Source organism: Streptomyces sp. NPDC104226, assembly GCF_055584085.1.
The window spans coordinates 76,545-99,536 of record NZ_JBVJMS010000001.1; the positions used below are offsets into that span (position 1 = coordinate 76,545).

The 22,992-nt window shown below is 72.0% G+C and carries 23 protein-coding genes; 11 read left to right on the top strand and 12 right to left on the bottom strand.

Annotated features, from left to right (window positions below; translation table 11 throughout):
* Positions 1-167: 167 nt before the first annotated feature.
* On the top strand, positions 168-2,837 hold the full coding sequence (locus ACZ60J_RS00420) for an AAA family ATPase (protein WP_469677585.1): 2,670 nt from the start codon (positions 168-170) through the stop codon (positions 2,835-2,837).
* Here the strand turns inward: ACZ60J_RS00420 and ACZ60J_RS00425 are convergent.
* Positions 2,794-3,213, bottom strand: coding sequence for a DUF2255 family protein (locus tag ACZ60J_RS00425; protein WP_469677587.1), 420 nt, complete (start codon positions 3,211-3,213; stop codon positions 2,794-2,796). The two genes, ACZ60J_RS00420 and ACZ60J_RS00425, sit on opposite strands and share 44 nt — an antisense overlap.
* Before the next feature lie 199 nt (positions 3,214-3,412).
* On the opposite strand from ACZ60J_RS00425, the gene ACZ60J_RS00430 reads away from it, so the two are divergent.
* From ACZ60J_RS00430 to ACZ60J_RS00450, 5 genes are all read left to right on the top strand, one after another.
* Positions 3,413-3,559 (top strand): hypothetical protein, encoded by a 147-nt coding sequence (locus ACZ60J_RS00430; RefSeq protein WP_469677589.1) that lies wholly within the window; start codon positions 3,413-3,415, stop codon positions 3,557-3,559.
* 168 nt (positions 3,560-3,727) lie between these two features.
* Positions 3,728-5,350 carry a PP2C family protein-serine/threonine phosphatase gene (locus tag ACZ60J_RS00435; RefSeq protein WP_469677591.1) on the top strand — a complete coding sequence of 541 codons (1,623 nt, stop codon included), beginning with the start codon at positions 3,728-3,730 and terminating at the stop codon, positions 5,348-5,350.
* Complete coding sequence (locus ACZ60J_RS00440; protein ID WP_469677593.1) at positions 5,347-6,453, top strand: cobalamin B12-binding domain-containing protein; 1,107 nt, start codon at positions 5,347-5,349, stop codon at positions 6,451-6,453. Before ACZ60J_RS00435 ends, ACZ60J_RS00440 begins: the two co-directional genes overlap by 4 nt.
* Positions 6,450-6,851 (top strand): STAS domain-containing protein, encoded by a 402-nt coding sequence (locus ACZ60J_RS00445; RefSeq protein WP_469677595.1) that lies wholly within the window; start codon positions 6,450-6,452, stop codon positions 6,849-6,851. The genes ACZ60J_RS00440 and ACZ60J_RS00445 overlap by 4 nt, the downstream gene beginning before the upstream one ends.
* Positions 6,852-6,956: 105 nt before the next feature.
* Positions 6,957-7,196, top strand: coding sequence for a hypothetical protein (locus ACZ60J_RS00450; RefSeq protein ID WP_469677596.1), 240 nt, complete (start codon positions 6,957-6,959; stop codon positions 7,194-7,196).
* Between the two features lie 63 nt (positions 7,197-7,259).
* Here the strand turns inward: ACZ60J_RS00450 and ACZ60J_RS00455 are convergent, their stop codons facing one another.
* Entirely contained in the window at positions 7,260-7,916 is a 657-nt protein-coding gene (locus ACZ60J_RS00455) for a hypothetical protein (protein ID WP_469677598.1), read from the bottom strand.
* A 181-nt stretch (positions 7,917-8,097) separates the two neighbouring features.
* On the opposite strand from ACZ60J_RS00455, the gene ACZ60J_RS00460 reads away from it, so the two are divergent.
* The gene (locus ACZ60J_RS00460) at positions 8,098-8,565 is read left to right on the top strand and encodes a BlaI/MecI/CopY family transcriptional regulator (protein WP_469677599.1); all 468 of its coding nucleotides are present in this window, start codon (positions 8,098-8,100) and stop codon (positions 8,563-8,565) included.
* A gap of 4 nt (positions 8,566-8,569) precedes the next feature.
* A complete protein-coding gene (locus ACZ60J_RS00465) occupies positions 8,570-9,502 on the top strand; it encodes a M56 family metallopeptidase (RefSeq protein WP_469677601.1) in 933 nt (310 codons plus the stop codon).
* A 67-nt stretch (positions 9,503-9,569) separates the two neighbouring features.
* Here ACZ60J_RS00465 and ACZ60J_RS00470 read toward each other — a convergent pair whose 3' ends face one another.
* The 3 genes from ACZ60J_RS00470 to ACZ60J_RS00480 form a co-directional block, all read right to left on the bottom strand.
* On the bottom strand, positions 9,570-10,025 hold the full coding sequence (locus ACZ60J_RS00470) for a tellurite resistance TerB family protein (protein ID WP_469677603.1): 456 nt from the start codon (positions 10,023-10,025) through the stop codon (positions 9,570-9,572).
* 427 nt (positions 10,026-10,452) lie between these two features.
* Positions 10,453-11,472 carry a sporulation protein gene (locus ACZ60J_RS00475; RefSeq protein ID WP_469677605.1) on the bottom strand — a complete coding sequence of 340 codons (1,020 nt, stop codon included), beginning with the start codon at positions 11,470-11,472 and terminating at the stop codon, positions 10,453-10,455.
* Between the two features lie 95 nt (positions 11,473-11,567).
* Positions 11,568-11,786 (bottom strand): hypothetical protein, encoded by a 219-nt coding sequence (locus ACZ60J_RS00480; protein WP_469677607.1) that lies wholly within the window; start codon positions 11,784-11,786, stop codon positions 11,568-11,570.
* A 424-nt stretch (positions 11,787-12,210) separates the two neighbouring features.
* Between ACZ60J_RS00480 and ACZ60J_RS00485 the strand changes: the two genes are divergently transcribed.
* Entirely contained in the window at positions 12,211-13,542 is a 1,332-nt protein-coding gene (locus ACZ60J_RS00485) for a hemolysin family protein (protein ID WP_469677609.1), read from the top strand.
* The gene (locus ACZ60J_RS00490) at positions 13,539-14,564 is read left to right on the top strand and encodes a hemolysin family protein (RefSeq protein ID WP_469677611.1); all 1,026 of its coding nucleotides are present in this window, start codon (positions 13,539-13,541) and stop codon (positions 14,562-14,564) included. Before ACZ60J_RS00485 ends, ACZ60J_RS00490 begins: the two co-directional genes overlap by 4 nt.
* A gap of 126 nt (positions 14,565-14,690) precedes the next feature.
* Here ACZ60J_RS00490 and ACZ60J_RS00495 read toward each other — a convergent pair whose 3' ends face one another.
* Complete coding sequence (locus tag ACZ60J_RS00495) at positions 14,691-15,146, bottom strand: DUF6228 family protein (protein WP_469677613.1); 456 nt, start codon at positions 15,144-15,146, stop codon at positions 14,691-14,693.
* Between the two features lie 223 nt (positions 15,147-15,369).
* Here ACZ60J_RS00495 and ACZ60J_RS00500 point away from each other — a divergent pair, with 223 nt between their 5' ends.
* Positions 15,370-16,956 (top strand): AMP-binding protein, encoded by a 1,587-nt coding sequence (locus ACZ60J_RS00500; protein WP_469679072.1) that lies wholly within the window; start codon positions 15,370-15,372, stop codon positions 16,954-16,956.
* 29 nt (positions 16,957-16,985) lie between these two features.
* On the opposite strand, the gene ACZ60J_RS00505 is transcribed toward ACZ60J_RS00500, so the two are convergent.
* The 6 genes from ACZ60J_RS00505 to ACZ60J_RS00530 form a co-directional block, all read right to left on the bottom strand.
* Entirely contained in the window at positions 16,986-17,693 is a 708-nt protein-coding gene (locus tag ACZ60J_RS00505; RefSeq protein ID WP_469677615.1) for a lysoplasmalogenase family protein, read from the bottom strand.
* Position 17,694: 1 nt separating this feature from the next.
* Positions 17,695-18,534 (bottom strand): sterol desaturase family protein, encoded by an 840-nt coding sequence (locus ACZ60J_RS00510; protein ID WP_469677617.1) that lies wholly within the window; start codon positions 18,532-18,534, stop codon positions 17,695-17,697.
* Positions 18,531-19,265, bottom strand: a complete 735-nt coding sequence (locus ACZ60J_RS00515; RefSeq protein ID WP_469677619.1) for a FadR/GntR family transcriptional regulator — start codon at positions 19,263-19,265, stop codon at positions 18,531-18,533. The genes ACZ60J_RS00510 and ACZ60J_RS00515 overlap by 4 nt, the downstream gene beginning before the upstream one ends.
* Positions 19,266-19,439: 174 nt before the next feature.
* Positions 19,440-20,765, bottom strand: a complete 1,326-nt coding sequence (locus ACZ60J_RS00520; protein ID WP_469677620.1) for a phosphotransferase family protein — start codon at positions 20,763-20,765, stop codon at positions 19,440-19,442.
* A 90-nt stretch (positions 20,766-20,855) separates the two neighbouring features.
* Positions 20,856-22,151: a DUF6357 family protein gene (locus ACZ60J_RS00525; protein WP_469677621.1), complete on the bottom strand. Its 1,296-nt coding sequence runs from the start codon at positions 22,149-22,151 to the stop codon at positions 20,856-20,858.
* Between the two features lie 78 nt (positions 22,152-22,229).
* The gene (locus ACZ60J_RS00530) at positions 22,230-22,892 is read right to left on the bottom strand and encodes a hypothetical protein (RefSeq protein WP_469677623.1); all 663 of its coding nucleotides are present in this window, start codon (positions 22,890-22,892) and stop codon (positions 22,230-22,232) included.
* Between the last annotated feature and the right edge of the window lie 100 nt (positions 22,893-22,992).

The following is a 22,992-nucleotide window of genomic DNA, read 5'->3' on the forward strand; positions in this document are numbered from 1 at the left end:
TCACCTATGCGCGTCTACGTGTCTACGCATCTGCGCGTCTACGCAGGCGCGTAGACGCGGGTTGCGCACGGAGGAAGGGAGGGTGATGCGCGGCTCGGACGGGCGGCCGGAACGGAACGTCCTGTTCCCGATTCCCCCGCGGCGTACGACCGCATAGGTTGTCGATCATGCCCGAAACGCACACGGACACCGCCGTCCCGATCGGCCGCCAGGACGAGATGCGCCGGCTCGACGCCCTGCTCGACGAGGCCCGCCGTGGGCGGGGCGGCGCCCTGGTCCTGCGGGGCGAGCCCGGCATCGGCAAGAGCGTCCTGCTGGAGCACCTGCGCCGCGCCGCGAACGGATTCCTCGTGATCGGGGCCTCCGGCGCGGAGTTCGAGATGGAGCTGCCGTTCGCCGCGCTGCACCAGCTGCTGGCGCCGGTCACCGGCCGGCTGGCGGACCTGCCCGCCCCCCACCGCTCCGCGCTGCGGATCGCCTTCGGCCTCGACACCGGCACCGCCGACCCCTTCCTGGTCGGCGTCGGCTCCCTGGGCCTGCTGACGGAGACCGCGGCCGAACGCCCGCTGCTGTGCGTCATCGACGACGCCCAGTGGCTGGACCGGGCGTCCGCCCGGGCACTGGCCTTCCTGGCCCGCCGGGTCGCGGCCGAGCCGATCGCCCTCGTCCTCGCCGCCCGCGAGGCCGACAGCACGCCCGAACTGGAGGGGCTGCCCGCCCACCACCTCCGCGGCCTCGGAGAAGCGGACGCGCGGGCGCTGCTGGGTGCGGCGCTGCGCGCCCCTCTGGACGACAGGGTGCGCGACCGGATCCTGGCCGAGGCGCGCGGCAACCCCCTCGCCCTGGTGGAGCTGCCGAGGACGGCGGGGCTCGCCGGGATGGCGGGCGGTTTCGCGCAGCCCGACTCGGTGCCCGCCGTCATCGAGCAGAGCTTCCGTGCCCGGCTGGAGCTCCTCGCGCCCTCCGCGCGGCTGCTGGTGACCGTGGCCGCGGCCGACCCGATCGGGGATCCCGGCCTGCTGTGGCGCGCGGCCGAGCTGCTGGGTGTCGACGCGGCCTCGGTCGCCGGGTCCGTGCCGCTGGTGGAGTTCGGTACCCGGATCCGTTTCAGCCATCCTCTGGCCCGCTCCGCCGCCTACCGGGCCGCCGCGCCGGAGGACCGGCGCCGGGCGCACGAGGCGCTGGCCGCCGCCACCGACCCCCTCGCCGATCCCGATCGTCGGGCCTGGCACCGCGCCCAGGCCGCCACCGGACCCGACGAGGAGGTCGCGGCCGCGCTCGAAGCCTCGGCCGCCCGCGCCCAGGAGCGGGGCGGCGTCGCAGCGGCGGCCGCCTTCCTGGAGCGTTCGGCGGCCCTGACGGCCGCTCCGGTGCGGCGGGCCGAACGGGCCCTGGCCGCCGCCCGGGCGAAGCTGTCGGTCGGGGAGTTCGACGCCGCGGCCGACCTGCTGACCACCGTCACCGGCGACGATCCCGGGACGGCCGCACAGGCCGATCAGCTGCGCGGCAAGCTGTCGTTCGTGCGCCGTCGCGGCGACGAGGGCCCCACCGCCCACCTCCTGCGCGCCGCCGAGCGGCTGGCCTCCGAGGATCCGGCCCGGTCGCGGGAGTACTCGCTGGACGCCGTCGAGATGGGCATCCTCCTCGGTGGCCTCGACCAGGTGGTCGAGGCCACGAAGAACACCCCGCTGCCGGACGGCCCCCCGACCGCCACGAGCAGGCTCCTGAGCGGCGCGATCGCCCTGGTCGGTGAGGGACACCGGGCGGCGGGAGAGATCCTCGGGCCCGTCGTCGGCGATCCCGACGACGCGGTCTGGGCCTCACGCCCGTCGCTGGGGTACCTGCTGGCCGCCGAGTTCTGGAACTTCGACGCCATGCACGGCATAGCCGCCCGGGCCGTAGCCGCCGGCCGCCGCTCCGGATCGTTCCACGCTCTGCCGGTCGGGCTGGCCATGCAGGCCACCAGTACCGTGCACACGGGTGACTTCGGTGCCGCGACGGAGCTGATCTCCGAGGAGGAGGCCATCGCCGACGCCACCGGCGCCGCCCCGCTCGTCTATCCGCGCCTCCATCTGGCGGCGCTGCGCGGGCGGCGCGCGCAGGCCCTCGACCTGTTCGCGTCCGTGGACGACCGGATGAGCCTGAGCGTGCAGTGGGCGACGGCCGTGCTCTGCAACGGCCTGGCCGACTACCCCGCCGCGCTGGAAGCGGCCCAGCGGGCGGTCGCGTACGGAGCCGTGGGAACCGCCGGGCTGGCCCTGCCGGAACTGGTCGAGGCGGCGGTGCGCTGCGGCGAACCCGAGACCGCGGCGGCGGCACTGGCGGCCCTCCGGGAACGCACCCGGGCCGGGGGCCACGCCTGGGGCCTGGGCGTGGAGGCCTGCTCCCGCGCGCTGGTCACCGAGGACGAGGAGGCCTACCGGGAGGCGATCGACCTGCTCCAGGACGGCACCCTCGCCGTCTACCGGGCCAGGGCGCACCTGTTGTACGGGGAATGGCTGCGCCGCCAGGGCCGGCGCAGAGATGCCCGCGCCGCTCTGCGCAGCGCCCACGAGCCGTTGACGGACCTCGGCATGGAGGCGTTCGCCGAGCGTGCCGCCGGGGAACTGCGCGCCACGGGCGAGCAGGCGCGCAGCCGTACCTCGCAGGCGTCGGACCAGCTGACGCTGCAGGAGACGCACATCGCGCGCCTGGTGGCCGAGGGCGCCACCTCCAAGGAGGTGGCGGCGACCCTCTTCCTCAGCCCGCGCACGGTCGACGCGCACCTGCGCAACATCTTCCGCAAGCTGGGGCTCACCTCACGCAGGCAGCTGCGCGGGCTTCCCGGGATCCGTTAGCCACAGGGTGGTGGCCGCGGCCTCGTCGCCGTTCATGGAGGCGACCGGGCCCGGCCACTGCAACCCGTACGTGGACCGGTAGGCGTCGGAGACCCGCGCGACGAGAGCAGGGATCGGCCACCGGCCGGAGCAGGACCTCCCGCCGGTCCCCGGGTTCCACCTCGACCTCCACCTCGACCCGGCACTCCGCGCCGGCCCCTGCCTCCGTCCCGGCCCGCTCCAGGACCCGGCGGTACCAGGCGCTGCGCCGCCCGAACGCGGAGCGGATGTACGCCTCCCCGTCGACGACCACCACCCACACCGTCCGGCCGGACCATCTGCCGCTGCCGTCCCGGATCCACAACACGATCGCCGTCCGATCCACATCACCGTTCATGGAGCCACCTTCGCGGTGCGGAGTCCGCCTGCGCGTCGGTGGTCATCACCTATGTCGGCACCCGTGGCGGGCCGGCATCCGGACCCGGTGGCCGGCCGGACGGGGATCTCGGCAGGAGTTCGGGCACGGGGTCTTCGTCGGGACGGCACATGGCTTGCGTGAGACGGGGCAGAGGCAATGCACGAACCAAGGAGGCTTCATGTCCGCGTTGTTGACCCGTATCAAGCAGTTCGCGCGCAGCCCGCAGGGGCAGCGGTTGACCGTCTCGGCCCGCCGGGCCGCCGCCGACCCGCGCAAACGAGCTCAGGCCGGACGGCTGCTGAACCGCCTGCGCGGGCGGCGCTGAGCCGCACGCGGCTGCCGAGGGTGCCACCCACCGACTGGCTCGTGCGTGCGAGCAGGTACTCGTTCGGGAAAGGTATGCCGGAGGCAACATCACGGCGTGAAAAATGGAGTTTGCTCCAAGGCAGGCTTCGTTGCAAGGAGGTGAGGGCCCGCCCTTCGGGCCCCCGACATGACGACTTCCACCGGGCCGACGCGCCCCCTCACATCAGCCGTTGACATTCCCTGGCATGCGGCGCCCTATCCGGTCCTCGCGGCGGACGGCAACGGAACCATCCTGTTCTTCAATGATCTGGCGCGACTCCTCTTCCCGAGAGCGCGCCCCGGGTCCCTGATGGCACAAGCCGTCCCCGGCTGGCTCGCCGTCCCGGCTCAGGGGCCCGCAATGGTGCAGGGACCCGTCGGTGATCGTCTCTACGAGGCGCATCCGTCCGTCGGCGAGGACGGCGTCGTGGTCTGGTGGCTCGTCGACGACACCGACCATCGGCTCGCCCGTGATGCCCTCAAGCTGGAACGGGAGCGGACGGCCTTCCTGACCGAGGCATCGAACCTGCTCCTGTCCTCCTTGAACCTGGAGCGGTGCATGGACGTCACAGCACGCATGGCGGCAGAGCACCTGGCCGACGCCGCCCTGGTCATCGCTCCGCCCCGGGCCCGGGGGCTGACGATCGTCACGTGCCTGCACGGCGGCGACCCGTCCTGCGTGCGGGTCGATGCCGACCCTGACGAGGTGCCCGGGTTGGGCGAGGCTCTGCAGGGGTTTCCACCGGTCCCGTCCCGCTGGATCGACCCTTCCACCGCTCCCGGGTGGCTGATCCCCGAAGGGTTCGGTCCGGTCGGCTCGATGGTGATCACTCCGCTGCCGGGTCACGGTGTCCCCGCGGGTGCCCTGGTTCTGCTGCGCCGTACGACGAACACGGCGTTCACGGAGGCCGAGGAAGTCTTCGCCCGGCTGTTCGCCGCCCGGTCGGGTGCCGCGATGTCCGCCGCCCGCCTCTACGCCGAGCAGACGTCGATCTCCGACATCCTGATGCGCGAGTTCCTTCCCCCCGTTCTCCACCAGATCGCGGGCGTCGAGTACGCGGGTGGCTACCGGCCCTCGCAGGACCACGAGCGGGTGGGCGGCGACTTCTACGACGTCCACCCCGCCACTGTTCCCGGGGACGCCTCCCTGATCGTGCTCGGCGACGTCGCCGGCAAGGGACTGGAAGCCGCGGTCATGACCGGCAAGATCCGCAACACCATGCAGGCCCTCCTGCCCATGGCGGACGATCACCTGCGGATGCTGAACCTACTGAACACCGCCCTCCTGGACTCACACCACACCCGCTTCGCCACCATGGTCATGGCCTCCGCCGTCCGCGAGGACAGCCTGGTACGCCTGCGCCTGACCAGCGCCGGACACCCCGCCCCTCTGATCGTGCGCGCCGACGGACGCGTCGAGGAAGCCTCCACGAGCGGAACTCTGGTCGGTGTGCTGCCCGAAGTGACGGCCGACACCGTCGAGGTCACGCTCGCTCCGGGCGAGGCCTGCGTGCTGTACACGGACGGGATCAGCGAAGCCCGCGGCGGCGCGCTCGGCGGCGACATGTTCGGCGAGGACCGGCTCCAGCGCATCCTGGGCGAATGCGTGGCCATGCCCGCCGAGGCGATCGTGGAGCGGATCCAGATGCTCGCCTCCCAGTGGGTCGGCACCGGCCAGCACGACGACATGGCCGTCGTCGTGATCTCCGCCCCCCGCACCCATCACCTCAGCGCGGTGGACGGCCACACACGCGGCAGGTTCACCGCATGACCGATCAGCTCTCCCCCGCAGGCGAACGCGGTGAAGACGACTCGAGCGGGTTGGACGGCCTCGCGCAGCAGTTGTGGGAAGCCGCGCTGGGCTGTGAGGAGTCGGTCGCCACCGAGCTGGTCCGCAAGGCCCTCGACGGGGGTGTCGATCCCGAGGTCGTGCTGTTGGATGTCATCGCCCGTGTGCAGAGCCGGGCCGGTCAGGAGTGGGCGGCGAACCGGATCTCGGTGGCGCAGGAGCACGCGGCGACCGCGATCAACGAACGGGCCGTCGCCGTCGTGGCCCAGCACCCGGCCGCCAGGACCGGAGCGAGCCGCGGCAGGGTCACCGTCGCGTGCGTAGACGGCGAGTGGCACGCCCTGCCGGCCCGGCTCCTCGCCGAGGTGCTGCGGCTTCACGGCTGGCAGGTCGACTATTTGGGTGCCCAGGTTCCCGCCGCGCATCTGATCGGGCACCTGCACCGCACCGACCCCGCCGCCGTCGCGCTCTCCGGCTCGATCGCGACGCGGCTGCCGAGCGCACACGCCACGATCACCGCCTGCCAGGCCGTCGGATTTCCCGTCCTCGTCGGTGGCGCCGCCTTCGGCCAGGACGGGCAGTACGCGCGCCTCCTCGGCGCGGACGCCTGGGCGCCGGACGCCCGCGCCGCCGCCGACACCCTCGCGGCCGGTCCGCTGCCGCGCCCGCGCCGCGACCACCAGACCATCGACGACCTCCCGCACCTGGCCGACCAGGAGTACACCCTCGTCGCCCGCACCCGTACCCAGCTCGTCCGGGCCGTCTTCAACGGGCTGGAGAACGCCTACCCGCCCATGCGCGACTACGACGAGGTCCAGCGCGAGCACACCATCGATGACATCTCCCACATCGTGGAGTTCCTCGCAACGGCCCTGTACGTCGGTGACGAGGACCTGTTCCTCGGCTTCCTGCACTGGACCGCCCTCGTCCTCGGTGCCCGCGGAGTCCCCGCCCAGTCACTGCCACCAGCCCTGGCCATCCTGGAGCGGGAGTTGAAAGACCTGCCTCGAACCGCCGCGATGCTCCACTCCGGCGCCGAGCAAATCAACGCCGTCCCCACACCTGCTACCAGGATCCCCCGATGAACTCCTACGTCCCCAAACCGCTTCGGCTGACCCGTCTCGAGACCTCGGACGCCGTCCGGATCGAGCTCGACGGCGCCCTCGACCACGAGTACGCCCCCGCCCTCCTGGACATGGTCACCACCGTGCTGACCGACCGCCCCGGCCTTCAGGACCTGTACCTCCACTGCGCGGGAATCACCGCCGTCGACTCCACCGGCCTCTCCGCCCTCCTCACGATCCGCAGGCGCACAGATGTCACCGGGACGCGACTCCACTTACAAGAACGTCCCCCACGACTCGAACGCCACCTGGAACTCACCGGAACCCTCCGATACCTCTCCTCGCAGCCCCACCCCACGCACCACGGAGACCAGACCGCCGGTCCCGACCTCACCGGAAGCTCCGACCTGCACCCCTGAGGCTGCGGCTCAGGGGTGCAGGTCGGACGTCGGACATCGTCTCGACCTGTACCGGCCCCGACAGACAGGCCGTATCCCAGGGGCAGCAGGATCGTTTCCCAGACCATGAAGAAGATCATCGCCATCACCGCGCTCACCCTGGCCGGCATCGGCCTCGCCGCCCCCGCCCACGCGGACAACGACTCGAACTTCGGCGGCGGGGTCAACGCCGCCAACAACTGGAACTTCACCGCCGCGGCCGTCTGCCTCCAGGAGGTCGCCGTCGTCCCCGTCATGGGTGACTGGGTGGGCGACCACGCCAACAACTGCTCCAACGGCAACGTCATCGACCACTCCGGGCGGTAGGAAGCCACCGCGCAACCCCGCCACATGGCCGACGAGGGCGGGCAGGTCCCGGCGGCGCCGGGGTCAGCCGCCGCCCGAGCCGGCCGAGGCGGAACCTCCGGAGGTCCAGCCGGAGTTGCGCTGCGGCCGGTCGCGCGTGCTCCGCTCGGTGCGCAGCCACACCACGACCCCGGCCGGGCCGAGCAGGGCCTTCAGGCCGTCGGAGAGCTGCTGCGGGTCGCCGCCGCCGCCGAACGGGACCGTGAGCCGCTCCCGTTCGCCCCGCAGGACGAGTTCCAGCTCGAGCGTGGAGACGGCCGGCTTGCGGTCCCCCTGGTACGGCTCGACCACCTTGTGCGTGAGCCGCACCTCGCTCAGGGTCTTGACGGGGAGCCAGTCGCCCGACCCGGCGGCCCGGACCAACCGCAGAGACCCTGGCACCCCGGCAGGCGCGAACTCCACCCGCAGGATCTCCCGGGACCGGGAAGAGGCCAGCGCCAGCCAGCCGATCAGGTACTCCAGCCCGGCGATCACCCCCACCACCACGAGCACGGTCGACGCCCGCGCCCCGGCCAGTGCCATCGCGAAGGCGACGATCAGGGTCAGCGCGCCCAGAGCGAGCGGGGTGAACAGCGCCAGCCCCGCCGAGGCGAGCACGTTCCGCACCGCCCCGGCCTGGCCGACGTGCAGGACCAGATCCGTAGAGTCGGGGCCTTGTCTCAGCAAGGGATCGGTGGCCATGCCTCCAGCGTAGGACCGGTCCACAAGAGCGCCTCGACCACGTCCGGGCGACGGGGTTCCGGGGCACCGCCCGCGGGTCTGCCGGGGCCGCTCGATGGTTGACCACAACTCAGAGCCGGGCACCCGGTGTTGCGTCCCCTTCCTGCCGTGGCCGGGTTCATCTGTGGCACGGTGAATCCACATGACCGTGGAAGACGCCTGTGGTCAGTACGATGAGCTTGTTGCGGACGGGAGGTTGACGACGGTGAGAGACGATGTGAACGGTGGAGCCGGGCAGGCGTCCCGCCGTCGCGGCCAAGGCGAGCTGGAGGCTCAGGTACTGGCCGCCCTGGGGCAGGGGTCGCGGCCGGTCACGGCCGGTTGGGTGCAGGAGCGCATCGGCGGCGGGATCGCCTACACGACGGTGATGACGATCCTGACTCGGCTGCACGCCAAGGGCGCTGTGGTGCGGGAGCGGGTGGGCCGCTCGTTCGAGTGGACGGCTGTCGCCGACGAATCGGGGCTGGCGGCGCTGCGGATGCGCAAGGTGCTGGACGCGGAATCGGACCGTCAGGCCGTGCTGGCGAGCTTCGTGACGGCGCTGTCGCCGGGGGACGAGCAGCTGTTGCGGGATCTGCTGGCGCAGGCATCGGACAAGGACGAAGACTGACGGCATGGGGGTTTTCGTCTTCCTGCCACTGGTGCTTCCACTGACCGCCTGGCCCATCGCCCGGCTGGCCGAGCACCGGCTCCACCCGCGGACCGCGACCTGGCTGCTGACGTGGACGGCCGCGCTGCTCGCGGTGTGCAGCACGCTGTGCCTGGGCTTGCTGATGGTGGTCGGTACCGCGCAACTGCCCGGCAACCCCCTGCCGGACGGCTGGTCGGATCCGGAGGTCCGCGAAGCGGTCCCGTACGACGAGGTCGCCGGTCGGGCTGCCATCCCTGCCCTGCTTTCCGTCCTCGTGGCGTGCCTGAGTTCGGGGTGGCGGCACTACCGGGTGCGCGGACAGGCCACGCGCGCCGTCGCGGGGCTGCCCGGCCGGTCGGTGGCGGTGCTGCCCGATCAGCTTGCCTACGCGTACGCGCTGCCCGGCCGACGGGGTGACGGACAGGTGGTGGTCAGTACGGGCATGCTGGCCGGTCTCACTCCGGGTGAGAGGCGGGCGCTGTTCGCCCACGAGCGGGCGCACCTGGTCGGGCGGCACCACCGGTTCCTCTTGGCGGTCCAGCTGGCGGCGCAGGCGAATCCGTTCCTGCGCCCGTTGCGGACGGCGGTGGCGTTCACCGCGGAACGGTGGGCGGACGAGGAGGCGGCAGCCCGGACCGGCAGCCGCCGCACCGTCGCCCTGGCGGTGGGCAAGTCCGCCCTGGTGTCCAAGGGAGCGCCCGTCGCGTCCCTGGCGCACTTCGCCGTCGGGCCGGTGCCACGCCGGGTCACGGCCCTGCTGGGCCCGGCCCCTGTGGCCAGGAGCTGGCTGTCGGTGTTCACGACGCTGGGCCTGGCCATGTGGACCGCCGCTGCCGGGATGACGGTGTCGGCCCTGTCGTCGGCCAACTCGGCGGTGACACTGTTCTTCATCCTGCACGCCGCACTCGACACATAGTCGGAGAACCACGGCGCGAGGCCGGTGAGGGCCGCTCGGGGCGTGACCTCACCGGCCTCGCCGCTCCCTACAGGTCGAACTCGTGCGGGGGAAGGTCGAGGGCGTAGCAGGCTTCGCGGACGATGGCCTGCTCGGTCTTGTCGAAGTCACCGTCGGCACCGCCGATGACGATGCCGATCTGGATGACGGCGCGGGCCTCGGTCGGCTTCTTCTTCGCCTTGGCGATCTCCTGCAGGACACCGACCTTGCCGAAGGCGAAGTCGGCGGTGAGCTTGTTCAGGTTGTCGTCGAAACGCCGCTGCAGGTCGGTGGCGTCGAAGTTCTGCAGGACCTCGTTCGTGGCGATCAGCTGACCTACCCGCTGCCGCTCGGCAGGGTCGATGCTGCCGTCGGCCGCGGCGACCAGGGCGCACATGGCCATGGAGGCGTCGCGGAACGCACCGGACTTCAGATCGTTCTTCTTCGCAGTCAGCTGGGTCTGCATCGTCGATGCGGACTCCTTGATGCGGTCCCACAGTGCCATGAGAACTCCGTAACCGTCAGGGGCGGGCCAGCCGGATGAGACACCCCAGGCTCGACCGCTACAACTTCTACAACACTGTAGAAGTTACCAGGCTGGTTGATGTCGGGCCGATGCCCGGAAGCCGCCATCCGCCCGACTCGACCTTGAGGCCCGACCCGGCCTTGAACCGCTCGCGCGTGTGGTGGTGTTCGTCGACGGCGCGGGGCGCGACCAGGGCTGCGACGAGGCCGCTGCCGCACCTGCCGAACACAGGACTCCTCCCGCCGGCGAGACATCCGGGGTCGCGGGCACGCGAAGGCGCACCCACACGCCGGCAGATGCGCCTTCAAGTCCCAGGGCCGGATGCGGCGCCGCAAAGGCACAAGAGTGGCGTGACACGGCCGGGCGCCCCCTTCAGCCGTAAACCGGCAGCGGCGGGCCGTCGGCCTTACGACTCGTCGTCGCCTTCGTCCTCGTCCCCCTCGAAGAAGTCCCCTACCTCGTCCACCACCTCGGCGGCGACGATTCCGCCGACCACTCCGACGGCCAGGCCCGCAGCGCCAGCGGCGACGACGGTACCCACGCCCGGGCCCGAGCGGTGGTCTCCGCCGTGGTGGCCGTGGTCACCCTTCCCGGCTTGCCCGCCCCCGTGGCCGTACGGGTCATGGCCGTAGTGGGCGGGCGCGGCCTGGCCGGCGCGGGAGGAGAGCAGGCGGTTGATCCACGAGTCGACCTCGGCGTTCCAGTCCGTGCCCGCCACTTGGCCGTGACTGACGGTGTAGCGGGCGAGGGCGTCGTGGCCTCCGGAGAAGAACCCGCCGCGCTTGTCCGCCTCGACGACGACCTCCATGCCCGCGGGGTTCGCGAGGAAGGTCACCTCGATCTCGTTCGCCTGGCCGGCATACCGCGGGGCGGGGGTGAGCTCGATCTCCTGGTAGAACGGCAGCTGCTGGCCGGTGCCGTTGATGCGCCCGTACTCGAGATCGGCGGACTTGAAGCCGCAGCCGAGCTGCCCCAGAGCCTCCAGGACCGCCTCCTGCACGGGCAGCGGGCGGACGGTCAGCATGTCGAGGTCGCCCTTGTCCTTGGCGCCCGCCACGCCGAGCTCGGTGCGTACCCCGAGGACGATGCCCAGCGGCTGCCCGTACAGCTCGGTGATGGGGGTTTCCCACGGCAGGGTGACCGCGAAGGGCACACTGCGCTGCTCGCCCTCGCGGAGGCGGAAGCCGCCGCCGACACCGAAGCGTTCGAAGACGACGACGCCGTCGTGCTCGCCGTGCTCGGTCTCGGCCTCCACGCGGGCGACGAGCTCGAGCGTGATGTGCTCGATGTCGAAGTCCGCGCGCCCTCCGGTCATGCGGACCTCGCCGGACAGGCTGCCGCCGGGGGTGGCGCCGGCGAGGTCGAGGACCGTGTCCACGGACGGGCCGCCTACACCCACCGAGCCGAGCAGTCGCTTCAACACCATCGTGACGTTCACTCCTTCAGTCATGGTTCACAAAGGCAGGCGCCCCGGCGACGGACCGCCGGGGCGAGAGCGTGCGTCGGCAGCGGCGCGGGGTACTACTTCGCGGAGTCCAGCGCGGCGAGCGCCTGGGCCCAGCGGGCGAACTTCAGGTCGGCCAGGTCCGCGACGGTCTTGATCCCGAACGCCTCCTTGAGCAGCTCCCCCTGCCGCTCACTGACGCCCTTGAGCGCGTCCACGGGAGCCGCCAGTACCTCCGCCACGCTCTTGTCCGCCCACGCCTTGTCCAGCACCTTGTCGAGATCGATCGAAGCCATGAAAGGTCCCTCCCTGAAGAACAATCAGCCAGCACGTCCATGAACCAACAGGCAGTCCAGCACGCCCGGTTGCGGGCATGCGGGCACGCCTGCGGGCCGGTGCGCGAAGATCACCACTAGCGAAATCTACACACATGTAGAAGCATAGGAGCAGCCAGGCCACCGCGAAGCGTTGTCACCGAAAGGGCGCAAAGGATTCCCCCCTAACCGCCCCGCCGGCCGGACGAATGCGGGTCGGCAGGTCAGGAGTTTACTTTCCCTTTACCAAAGGGTGCGGATACTGTCCGTAATCAAACACGCATCCGGGCCCTTGAAGCCCGCCGAGAAGAAGACGGAGCAGCAGACCCGCAATGGGTGAACCTCCCAGTCCCAGCCGTGCCACGCCTTGCCCGAAGACTCTTGAGCCGGGAGCGGGGGTGGCACGGTGACCGAGATCCTGCTGCTGCTCCTCGCACTCGGGCTCACCTTGGCGTGTGCGGTGTTCGTCGCCGCCGAATTCTCCCTGACCACCGTCGAACGCAGCGAGCTCGAGCGGGCCGCGGCCCAGGGTGAGCGCGGTGCCGCGAGCGCCTTGAAGGCCGCCAAGCGGCTGACGTTCCAGCTCTCGGGCGCCCAGCTGGGCATCACCGTGACCTCACTGGTCATCGGCATGCTCGCCGAGCCTTCGGTCTCGGCCCTGCTGCGCGGGCCCCTCGAAACCGTCGGCGTGCCCGCTGGCGCCGTGGCGACCACTGCAACCCTGCTCGGGGTCGCGATGTCCACGATCGTGCTGATGGTGGTCGGCGAACTCGTCCCCAAGAACTGGGCGATCTCCCACCCCCTGGGTGTCGCCAAGGTCGTGGCCGGCCCCCAGCGCGCCTTCACCTCGGCCTTCGCGCCGCTGATCCGGCACCTGAACAACGCCGCCAACCGCCTCGTACGCAGGTTCGGGCTGGAGCCGGCCGAGGAGCTGGCCTCGGCCCGCACGCCGGAGGAACTGGTGGCGCTGGCCCGGCACTCGGCCCGCGAGGGCGCCATCGCAGCCGATTCGGCCGAGCTGTTCGTCCGTACCCTGCACCTGGGTGCGCTGACCGCGGAGAACGTGATGACCCCGCGCGTGGACGTGCGCGCCCTCGAAGCGCACGCCACCGCCCTGGACGCGGCCAACCTGACGCTGGCCACCGGGATCTCCCGCTTCCCGGTCTACCGCGACAGCCTGGACGAGGTGATCGGAACCGTCCACGTACGCGACGTACTGGCACTGGAGGAGGAGAAGCGCGCCCTGACCGCAGTCACCGCGCTCATGACCGAACCTCTGCTGGTGCCCCACTCCCTCCCCGTGGACACCCTCCTCGGACGGCTCCGCCGCTCCCGAACGATGGCCGTGGTCATCGACGAGTACGGCGGCACCGCCGGCGTCGCCACCGTGGAGGACATCGTCGAGGAAGTCGTCGGCGCGGTCCGTGACGAACACGACCCGCCGGAAGTCCCCGACCTCATCGAAGCACCCGAGGAGAACGGCCGCCGAGCCTGGGAAGCAGACGGATCCGTCCGCCTCGACCAGCTCGAAGAGATCGGCCTGGAAGCCCCCGGCGGCCCCTACGAAACCCTCGCCGGCCTGATCGCCACCCACCTGGAACGCATCCCCGCCGCCGGTGACACCATCACCATCGCCGGCTGGACCCTGACCGTGCTCGACATAGACCACCACACGGCAGAGCGCGTGGCCCTCACCGGACCCGCCCAGCTCGACGAGACAGAGGAGGAGGAACGATGACCGCGATCCAGCTGCTCATCGGCGCACTGACCCTGGTCACAAACGCCTTCTTCGTCGGTGCCGAGTTCGCCCTGATCTCCGTACGGCGCAGCCAGATCGAGCCGGCCGCCCTCAAGGGCAACCGCCGGGCGAAGTCCACGTTGTGGGGCCTGGAACACCTCTCCGCGATGATGGCCACTGCCCAGCTCGGCATCACCGTCTCCTCCCTGGTCCTCGGCGCCGTCGCGGAGCCGGCCATCGCCCACCTGCTGGAACCCCCCTTCGAGGCGATCGGCGTGCCCGAGGCGCTGATCCACCCCATCGCCTTCGTCATCGCCCTGGCCCTGGCCACCTACCTCCACATGCTGATCGGCGAGATGGTCCCCAAGAACATCGCACTCGCCGCCCCGGCACCGACCGCTCTGCTCCTCGGCCCACCGCTGGTCGCCCTCACCCGTGCGCTGCGCCCGCTGGTCTTCGGCATCAACGCCTTCGCCAACACCCTGCTGCGCCTCATGAAGGTGGAACCGAAGGACGAGGTGGCCTCCGTCTTCACCGACGACGAACTCGCACGCCTGGTCAAGGACTCACGAGACGCCGGCCTGATCGCCCCCGAAGGGGGCGAACGTCTGCAGGACGCCCTCGAACTCGGCACCCGGCAGGTCGGCGAGATCATGATCCCGCGCGGCCGGTTCGTCAGCGTCTCGGAGGGCATCACCCCACGAGGACTGGAGCGGACCGCCGCCGAACACGGCTTCTCGCGCTTGGTCGTCACCGGCGCCGGCGCCGAGATCCTGGGGTTCCTCCACATCAAGGACGCCCTCGCCGCCACCGAACGTACCGCCCCCTTCCCACGCACCGCCCTGCACACGGTCACGAAGGTCGCCAAGGACACGCCCCTGGACGACACCATGACCGCCATGCGCACGGCCGGCACCCACCTGGCCGCCGTCACGGGCGACGGCGGCGATGTCATCGGCTTCGTCACCATGGAGGACGTGCTCGAGGAACTCGTCGGCGAGGCCGCCGCCCCCGGCGCCTGACCGACGGGCAGGGGCGGCTGGCGGGCGGCGGCGCTTCACACCGCACCGGCCACCAGCCGCCCGCCGACGCTGGCGTGCCGCACGTACCGCGCGGCCCGGCCGCAGCTGGTAGGTCCGAGCCGAGGATCAGGCGGGGCCGTCGACGAAGTGCTGGATGTCGGCAGCGAGCAGCGACATCTGCTCGCCCGCTTCACACCACGTGGTCACCGAAGCGCTCCATCCGCCCGCGGCACCGCGCCAGGGGCGCAGCGTCCACGTCAGGCCGACGTAGCCGCCCGACCTGCACACCGCGGACACCGTCAGGTCGCGGTCATTGGTGGACCAGACCCGCTCCCCCTCCCAGCCCGCGAAGTCGTCGGCCAACGTCCCCAAGAAGGCTGCGAGGTCCTTCGGGTCCCCGATCCATCCCACCACCTCGTCGGCGCGGGCGCTGAGCCCTGGTGCCTGGACCTGGACCGAGTAGTGGACACACCAGTCGTCCTCGGATTCCCGCTCGCAGAATCGCACTCCCACGGAGGCGTTGTCCCGGCAGACGACGCGGACCGCGCCTGATTCATCGGAATCGCCGCTTGGGAAAGTCACGGCAACAACCATAGGTCGTCCTGCCGTGCGCGGAGCACATCCACGGCCCCGGCAGTCCGTCGGTGCCGGGCTCGTTCAGAGCGATCGTCATATCCGGGATTTCACGCCACCACAGCACCCGGCCGGAACCTGCGAGGCACTGGTATCGGATGATCTTCTCCTCCATCCTGGGGGCGGAGCCGAACGGCCCCGGTCGACCTCGTGAAGGAGCCCCGTGCCGCAGATGGAAGACCTCCCCCGCTCCCTGGACTTCGACCGTGTCCGGCTGCCCGAACAAGCCGTCCGCTACCGGGCGCAGGGCTGGTGGCGGGCCACGACGCTCAGCGACGACCTCCGTGAGGTGGCTGCCGCGGATCCTGGCAGGCCGGCGCTGGTGACCGGGCGGGACGGCGGGGTACTGACGCTGGGGTACGGGGAACTGGACCGGGCCGTCGACCGCTTCGCCGCAGGGCTGACCCGGCTTGACCCGCCCGTCGGGGTGCTGGCGTACCAGCTGCCCGACTGGTGGGAGAACATCGCCCTCGTACTGGCCTGCATGCGCGCGGGTGTCGTCGCGCTCCCGCTGCTCCCGGTGCTCGGAGAGCGGGAGCTGCGCCGCGCGCTGGCGCTGGCCGGTGCCGACACCCTCGTCACGCGGGGCGGCCCGCAGGCCGAGACCGCCGCGCGGGCCGTCCACGCACTGCCCGGCTTCCGTCGGCACATCGTCCACGACGGGCCGGACGCCCTGGCCCGCGCGGGGCTCGAACTCGACGCCGCGCCGGTACCCGCGCGCGGCTCTGCGGACCGGGTCTGTCTGGTGCTGTTCACCTCCGGCACCACCGGCCGGGCCAAGGCCGTCCTGCACAGCCCGAACACCCTCTATTCCGGCGGATCCGCCCTGGCAGGCGCGATCGGCGTCGGAGAGCGGCCCGTCATCGCCGCCGCGAGCACGGTCAGCCACATCGCCGGCCTCGGGTTCACCCTGCTCGCACCGCTCGCCGTCGGCGGCACCGGTGTCTTCCAGGACTCCCCCGACCCCGGTGCGCTCCTGTCCCTGCTGGAGGCATCGGCCGCCGAGCACCTTTTCGCCGCCACCATGCGGCTACCGGAACTGGCCCGGGAGCAACGCGCCCGTCCCCGCGGTCTGGACACGCTCCGGAGCGTACTCACCGGAGCGACCACCCCGACCGCCGTCCTGGTCGAGGACGCCGAGAAGGCCTTCCCCGGGACCGCGGTGCGATCGGCGTTCGCTTCGACGGAGACCTGCCTGGTGTCGATGGTCTCCCCGCACGCCCCCGCCGGAACGTCCGCGCACAGCGACGGCCTCCCCGTGGCAGGGCTGGAGATCACGGAGCCGGAGTCCCCGGACGCGCCCGCCCGCCTCCGTGTGCGCGGCCCTTCCGTCTGCCTGGCCACGGGCGGCGCCGACGGGCTGAGGTCGACCGCGGATCACGACGGCGGCTGGTACTCCAACGGCGACCTGATGCGGCACACCGCTGACGGCGCCCTGCGCTACGTCGCACGTACCAGCGAATGGATCGGCGTCGACTTTCTCGTGCCGGCGCGCGACGTCGAGGACGTCCTGCACCAGCATCCCTCGGTCGCCGAGGCCGTCCTCGTCGGCGTCCCGGACGGGCAGGGCACCGAACACGTCTGCGCCGTCGTGGTCGCGAACGGACCCGCCCCCGACCTCGACGAACTCCGCCGCCACCTGACCGACCACGGCGTCACCTCCTGGCACCAGCCGACCCTGCTCCGGCTCGCCACCGCCATCCCCCGCGACCACCTCGGCAAGCCCCGCCGCGGCGAACTGCGCGAGACGACCGCCTGACGCCGCACCGGCGGGGCGGGCTCGGCCCGTCAGCGGGGCAGGTGGCGTGTGGCGGCGGGCTCGCTTCCGGTCGGGCCCGGAGCACGCCTTGACCAGGTGTCCCCCGCGCCCTGCCGGGGAACGTACCGCCCCGGGAAGGCCGTCACGATCAAGGACAGCGCGACGGTGTAGGTGATCATCACGACGAGCGGCCGGCCGGGGAAGTCGATGCCCGCCGCCCGGAGGCCGATCAGGAGGTCGGAGACGACGAAGAGCGCGCCGCCCCAGGCCGCCCGCCGGCCCAGGGCGTGTGCCGTGGCCGCCATCGTGAACAGCGCCAGGCTGTACGCCGCGAGGGCAAGCGCCATGACCGGCCCGAGGGCCGGTGCGAGGACGGCCGCCGCTGCGCCCCAGACCGCGAAGTACGCGGCGCACAGCCCCCGGCGTGCCTTCAGGTGCGCGACCGCCCCGGCCCGTACGAAGGCGGTGGTCCAGCACAGTTGCAGGCCGAGGAAGAGCCCCAGGCCCGCCCCGAAGGCGACGGGGCCGGGAAGCAGCAGGGCGATGTCGCCGGCCGCGGCGAAGGCGAGTCCCGCGAGGAATGGGCCGTGGCGAGTGCCGGTGGAGCGCACCAGGTGGAGCGCCAGCACGGGCGCGAGCAGCGGCTTGGTCGCCCACATCAGTACGGGGGCGTCGAGGGCGACACCGGTGACGTCGACGGCGGCCAGGGCGGCGAAGAGGAGGAGCAGGGGCGGCACGTCAGCGCTTCCTCGGTGGGGCCGGGGTCCAGCCGGGAGGGGCGAGGAGGTATCCGGCGCGGTCGCGGCTCCGCCGGGCGGCGCGGACGTCCCGCCACGTGGCGGCGTACTCGTGGAAGGCGACCCGGACCGGGTTGTGCGTCGTGATGTTCTTGGTCAGGCCGTAGACGACCGGCTCGTCCTCCGCCTGGAAGGTACCGAAGAGGCGGTCCCAGACGATGAGGATGCCGCCGTAGTTCCGGTCGAGGTAGCGGTTGTTGGAGCCGTGGTGGACCCGGTGGTGGGACGGGGTGTTGAAGATCCACTCGATGGGGCGCCACAGCTTGTCGACGCGCTCGGTGTGCAGGAAGAACTGGTAGACGAGGCTGATCGACTGCTGCAGGAGGATCATCCACGGAGGGATGCCCAGCAGGGCGAGCAGGAGCCAGTAGGGCAGGGTCGTCATCGGGGTCCAGCTCTGGCGCAGGGCGGTCGACAGGTTGAACCGGACGCTGGAGTGGTGGACCACGTGGCTCGCCCACAGCACCCTCACCCGGTGGTGAGAGCGGTGGAAGGCGTAGTACGTCAGGTCGTCGGCGAAGAAGAGCAGGAACCAGGTCCAGGGCGAGGCCGGGGACAGGTGCCAGGGCGCGAGGGTGTACGCGGCCGCGTAGGCCAGGACCGCGAACGCCTTCCAGGGCAGGCCGATGACCTGGCTCCCGGCACCCATCGACAGACTGGTGACGGTGTCGCGCAGGTCGTAGCCGCTTTCCGCGTCGTCGGGCCGGTAGCGGTAGGACAGTGCCTCCACCACTACGAGCAGCACGAACACGGGTATCGCGTACACCACGGCGGGAATCATCCGCGCGCCTCCGCCCGGAGCGGGTCCGCGGCGGAGGGTTCCGCGGGGACGCTGCGGCCGAGCAGTTCGCGGGCCAGCCGCTCGGCGGCCTCCGGTTCCCGCGCGGCGATGTGGCCGGCGAGCCGCATGTGCGCCTCGAAGTCGAGGAGTTCGGCCGTCCGCGCCTCCATGGGCACTTCGCCGAGGTGGAGGGTGCCGCCCACCAGGGTGTTGAAGGCGAGGAGGTAGGCCAGGTTGCCCGAGCCCTCCACGATCAGCCGCCACCAGGCGACGTCCGCGGCCCCGAGCGCCGCCAGGTCGGGTCCGGCCGAGGCGTAGGCTCCGGCCGCCTCCACCACCGCCGCCGTCTGCCGCGCGGAGCCGCGGGCGGCGCAGAGCCGGGCGGCGTCCGCCCCGATGCAGGCCCGCATCTCCAGAGCGTGGCGGGCCAGGTCCGGGAGGGTGGGGCCGGCGCCGGACTGCGCGATGCCGATCGCGAGGTCGAGGCCCGCGGTGTGCCGCCAGTCGAGGACGAGGGTCCGTCCGCCCTGGCTCACCGCGACGAGGCGCGCCTGCTGGAGGCGCTTGACCGCCTCCCGGACGGCGTGCCGGTTGACCGCGAACTCGGCGGCGAGGTCGCGCTCGGCGGTCAGCGCCGAGCCCGCCGGGAGGGCCCCGGCGAGGATCCTGTCCCGGAGCACCGCGTAGAGCTGGTCCGAGACCGCCTCGCGCCGGATGGGTTGCTGTGTCATGGCGCTCACCTTGGGGCACGCCTCGTCACTGGTCAACTGGTTGGACCAGTAATTCTCGTGCGCATACCGCCCGTTCACGGCACCAGGTGGGGCGATTCTTCACTGAGGCTCTCCCTCAGCCCTCCCAGCACGGTCGACACGGCTGCCCTGTGGCACGCGTTGCGCAGTCGCGGATCAGCGATCGGGCAGAGGGGGCGCTCCTGCGGGATCGCCGACGGAGTCGACGGCCGGGGCGCAGGCGAGTGCGCAGCGGATCTCGCTGATGGGGTCCGTCTCGTGGTACGGCCGCTCGCTGGTCTCGATGTGGTCCAGGAACTCCTGGTACCGCACCGCGTACGCGAGGTGGAACAGCGGCGCGATCAGCTCCAGGGCGCGTTCGGGCTCCGAGCCGGGCAGGTGCCGACGCCAGGCCCGCGCCCACACGTCGGCGATCTGCGTCCACCGTTCCTCTGCGACGAACTGACGCGGTCGCAGACCGTCCATCGCCGGGTGGCCGAACGCGGAGTCGGCGTAGTCCACGATGACGGCCCGGGCACCGTCGGACCGCCAGTTGCCGGGGTGGAAGTCGCCGTGGACGAAGGTGTCCGGCAGGCCGCAGGCGGCCAGTTCCTCGGCCAGCGCGGGAAGCCGCGCCGCCAGCGCCCGGGCGGCCGCCAACTCCGCTGTGGTCAGCCGGTCCTCCGACGCCGCACCGGTCTCCGTGTCGAGCCGGTCGAGCCGGTCGAGCCGGTCGAGCAGGGCGTGTACGTGGACGGCCAGGGTGGCGGGGGTCCGGTCCCGCAGCCCCGCCGCGGCGGCCCGGCCGTCCGCGGCCAGGGCGGCCTGGGCGGCGACCAGCCGGGGCACGACGGCGGCGACCTGCTCGGCGGACGGGCTCCACAGGTCCTCGCCGGCGACGTGGTCGAGCAGCAGCCTGCCACGCCGGGGATCGGCCCCCAGCACGGTCGGCACCAGGCCGGGGTCGACGGAGCCGAGCAGCGCGATGACCTCGCCCTCACAGGCGTTGAAGGCGGGGTCGATCGTCTTCAGCCAGGCCTCGCCGCCGTCGGCGGTGCGGAAGCGGAACAGTCCGGACAGGTTCCAGGTACGGACCTGCACCGGCCTGCCGGTGGGCGGTCGGCCCGCCCGGTCCAGCACCGCCTCGGCCCAGTCGAGCGCTTCCCGCAGCCCGCCGGTGTGGGCCCAGGGCGCCCGGCGCTCGGCCGGCCCCAGCAGCGACACCACCTCCGGGCTCATCTGGCGGTGCGTCGTCCCGGTCGGCCGTTCGAGCGCTTCGGCGTGGTACACCACGTGGCCGCCGTACCCGCTGCTCCCGTCGCTGGGCCCGTACGCGAGCCGGAGCACCACGACCGGCACCCCCACCTCCTGGGCCACCCTCACGACCACGGGCCCGGTGGAGGACCACCATCCCTCGTCCATTTCGTACGGGCCGAAGAGCCCGAAGTACTCCTCCCCGTGCGTGAGGTGAACACCGACCGTACGACCGCCCGCCTGCTCCATCCGATCCCCTCTCCTCTGCGCTGCCGGTCACCACCGTGCGCGGCGCTCACGGCCGGAATGTACAAGACCTCCGCGCCCATGGGGTGGGGCTCAAGCTCGGGGGCGGCCCTCCCGGCGGCGACGGGCACGTTCGCGTTCCAGGTCGGCGACGTCCGGCAGCCAGGGGCCGTGCCCGTCGAGGGCGGCGCAGCCTCCGTGGACGAAGGCGTTCACCAGGGCCCGGTATCCGGGCATACCGTCGACCAGCCGGTACTCGACCCGGTACTGCGGATCCGACCCTCCCGAGCCCGCGCGCAGGGTGGTGATCCGGGCCAGGGAGTCGGCGTAGAAGTGGAGCTGGATCCCTTCGCCCCTCTGCTCGTCCTCGATGGTGAACACCTCGTTGTCGGCGGCGGAGCGCTCGCTGACGAACTCCCAGAACGCGGCGGCGGCCGTGCGGGGAGCATCCCGTGGTCCGTCCCGTAGCCACTTCTCCTCGGCGCCCTTGTCGTCGGTGAACGTCAGGGCCGTCTTCCGCGCGTTCCCGGTGTCCGTGCGCGGCTCTGCCGTCTCCTCCTCCTGGGACTCGTCCTCGTCCGTGGGGGCGCTCAGGGAGCGGTGCGCCGCCTCCGAGCACATCAGGAAGCTCACGGTGCGCACCGCGTCGTCGGCGAGCCCGGGGTGCGCGCGGCGTACCGCGGCTTCGACCGCCGCCTCCATCCGCTGCCAGTCGCGCTTGTCCGTGGCACGCCGTCCCCGCCGCGGGTCGCGGCCGATCCGCATCCCGGCGCACGTCCGCTCCGCCGTACTGATCACCTGTAGGACCTCGGGCAGCAGGGCGGGGTCGACGGTGTCCGGCATCCGCTTCGGGACCGCCCCGCCGTGGACGTACCGGCCCGTGTACTTCAGGATCGCGGCGTCGAGCGGGCCGAGTACGGTTCCGCGGCGGGCGCGGCGGAGGTTCGCTTGGTGCTCCTGGGCCCGCTTCTCGTTCGGCGCCTCCGTAGCCGTACGCATCGCCTCACACAACCGTCCGCGTTCCAGGAGCGCGAGGTCGGCTCCGTGGGCGACGAGTCGGCTCCTTTCCCACGGGATGCGGCGGAAGAGCGCGTCGACGTCCGCGGGCGCGCCCAGCAGGACGGGGTCCAGGAGTGCGGCGGCAGCGCCTTCGTCGAGCGGGGCCCGGGTCCCGGCGGCCTCGCAGAGCGGAAGGACCGCGCTCCACAGCAGCAGGTGCCGGGCGAGATCTTCCCGGATCACGGTGAGATGGGCTTCGGCGATCGCGAAGGTGAAGGTGCGCGGGTCGTGGTTCGCGTCGGCTCCGGCACCGAGCATCAGTTTCAGTTCGCCGCCCTCGCGGACCACGCTCGGGATCCAGCCGGTCCTACGGAAAACGATGTCGTGCATGAGCTCAGGCCTCCGCACAGGGGATCCGCTCGGCGCGCCCGCGTGGTGGCGCCGTCCCGCACCGGCCGCTCGCGGCCCTCATGCGCATGCGGCGTCGAGGCGCGGGTCGGTACGCACCCAGACCTCGCCGGCGGCCGCGCCGGTGGGAGCGTCGACTCGGTCGAGGCCGAGGAAATCGATCAACGCGAGGAGTACCGCTCGCTCCGCCTGGTCCTCGTCCGCCCCGTGCCCGTCGAAGAAGACGTAGTACTGGTCGCTCGGGTCCACGAATCCCGCATCCGCCCAGATCCGGGCGACTTCCGCGATCGCCGCCGCTTCCGTCGTGATGGCGGCGGCGCGGGCGGCGCCGCGCGTCTGCGGTGGGGCGTCGAGGGAGCCGGGATCCGTGAACCACTGGCCGAAGCGGTCGAGGCCCGCGTAGCCGTTCTCGAAGAACAGCATCGCGCTCGGCATGTAGCGATTGGCCCTGTCGACCTTGAGGTACTCCGTCCGCGCCGGGGCCGCGGTCCTGATCCGGGAGATCACGCCCTGGCCGGGCATGAGGACGAGTCTCTGGCCCGACGGTTCGTCGTCGATGGTGCAGGTGTCGGATTCCCGGCCGCGGAAGAAGGCGGAGAACGCGACGTAGGCTTCCTGGGCATCTCCCACGGAGACGGTTTGGTCGTTCCCGTCGCCGACGGCGAAGACGAACTGTTTCGGTCCGGGGCGGTAGGGGCGGGCCATGATGTCCTTCGGTCGCACGGACGAGCGCCCCCAGCGTAGTCGCGGAGGAACGGGCGCCTCCGCCGGGGTGCCCGGCCTGTCCATTCGGCCGACCGGTCTCCGGCTGTTCTGTGACCCA

Excerpts from the sequence above, each read along its gene's own strand:
- ACZ60J_RS00420 (WP_469677585.1), top strand. The coding sequence starts at position 168 with ATGCCCGAAACGCACACGGACACCGCCGTCCCGATCGGCCGCCAGGAC.
- ACZ60J_RS00425 (WP_469677587.1), bottom strand. The coding sequence starts at position 3,213 with ATGAACGGTGATGTGGATCGGACGGCGATCGTGTTGTGGATCCGGGAC.
- ACZ60J_RS00430 (WP_469677589.1), top strand. The coding sequence starts at position 3,413 with ATGTCCGCGTTGTTGACCCGTATCAAGCAGTTCGCGCGCAGCCCGCAG.
- ACZ60J_RS00435 (WP_469677591.1), top strand. The coding sequence starts at position 3,728 with ATGACGACTTCCACCGGGCCGACGCGCCCCCTCACATCAGCCGTTGAC.
- ACZ60J_RS00440 (WP_469677593.1), top strand. The coding sequence starts at position 5,347 with ATGACCGATCAGCTCTCCCCCGCAGGCGAACGCGGTGAAGACGACTCG.
- ACZ60J_RS00445 (WP_469677595.1), top strand. The coding sequence starts at position 6,450 with ATGAACTCCTACGTCCCCAAACCGCTTCGGCTGACCCGTCTCGAGACC.
- ACZ60J_RS00450 (WP_469677596.1), top strand. The coding sequence starts at position 6,957 with ATGAAGAAGATCATCGCCATCACCGCGCTCACCCTGGCCGGCATCGGC.
- ACZ60J_RS00455 (WP_469677598.1), bottom strand. The coding sequence starts at position 7,916 with ATGGCCACCGATCCCTTGCTGAGACAAGGCCCCGACTCTACGGATCTG.
- ACZ60J_RS00460 (WP_469677599.1), top strand. The coding sequence starts at position 8,098 with ATGACCGTGGAAGACGCCTGTGGTCAGTACGATGAGCTTGTTGCGGAC.
- ACZ60J_RS00465 (WP_469677601.1), top strand. The coding sequence starts at position 8,570 with ATGGGGGTTTTCGTCTTCCTGCCACTGGTGCTTCCACTGACCGCCTGG.
- ACZ60J_RS00470 (WP_469677603.1), bottom strand. The coding sequence starts at position 10,025 with ATGGCACTGTGGGACCGCATCAAGGAGTCCGCATCGACGATGCAGACC.
- ACZ60J_RS00475 (WP_469677605.1), bottom strand. The coding sequence starts at position 11,472 with ATGGTGTTGAAGCGACTGCTCGGCTCGGTGGGTGTAGGCGGCCCGTCC.
- ACZ60J_RS00480 (WP_469677607.1), bottom strand. The coding sequence starts at position 11,786 with ATGGCTTCGATCGATCTCGACAAGGTGCTGGACAAGGCGTGGGCGGAC.
- ACZ60J_RS00490 (WP_469677611.1), top strand. The coding sequence starts at position 13,539 with ATGACCGCGATCCAGCTGCTCATCGGCGCACTGACCCTGGTCACAAAC.
- ACZ60J_RS00500 (WP_469679072.1), top strand. The coding sequence starts at position 15,370 with ATGGAAGACCTCCCCCGCTCCCTGGACTTCGACCGTGTCCGGCTGCCC.
- ACZ60J_RS00510 (WP_469677617.1), bottom strand. The coding sequence starts at position 18,534 with ATGATTCCCGCCGTGGTGTACGCGATACCCGTGTTCGTGCTGCTCGTA.
- ACZ60J_RS00515 (WP_469677619.1), bottom strand. The coding sequence starts at position 19,265 with ATGACACAGCAACCCATCCGGCGCGAGGCGGTCTCGGACCAGCTCTAC.
- ACZ60J_RS00520 (WP_469677620.1), bottom strand. The coding sequence starts at position 20,765 with ATGGAGCAGGCGGGCGGTCGTACGGTCGGTGTTCACCTCACGCACGGG.
- ACZ60J_RS00525 (WP_469677621.1), bottom strand. The coding sequence starts at position 22,151 with ATGCACGACATCGTTTTCCGTAGGACCGGCTGGATCCCGAGCGTGGTC.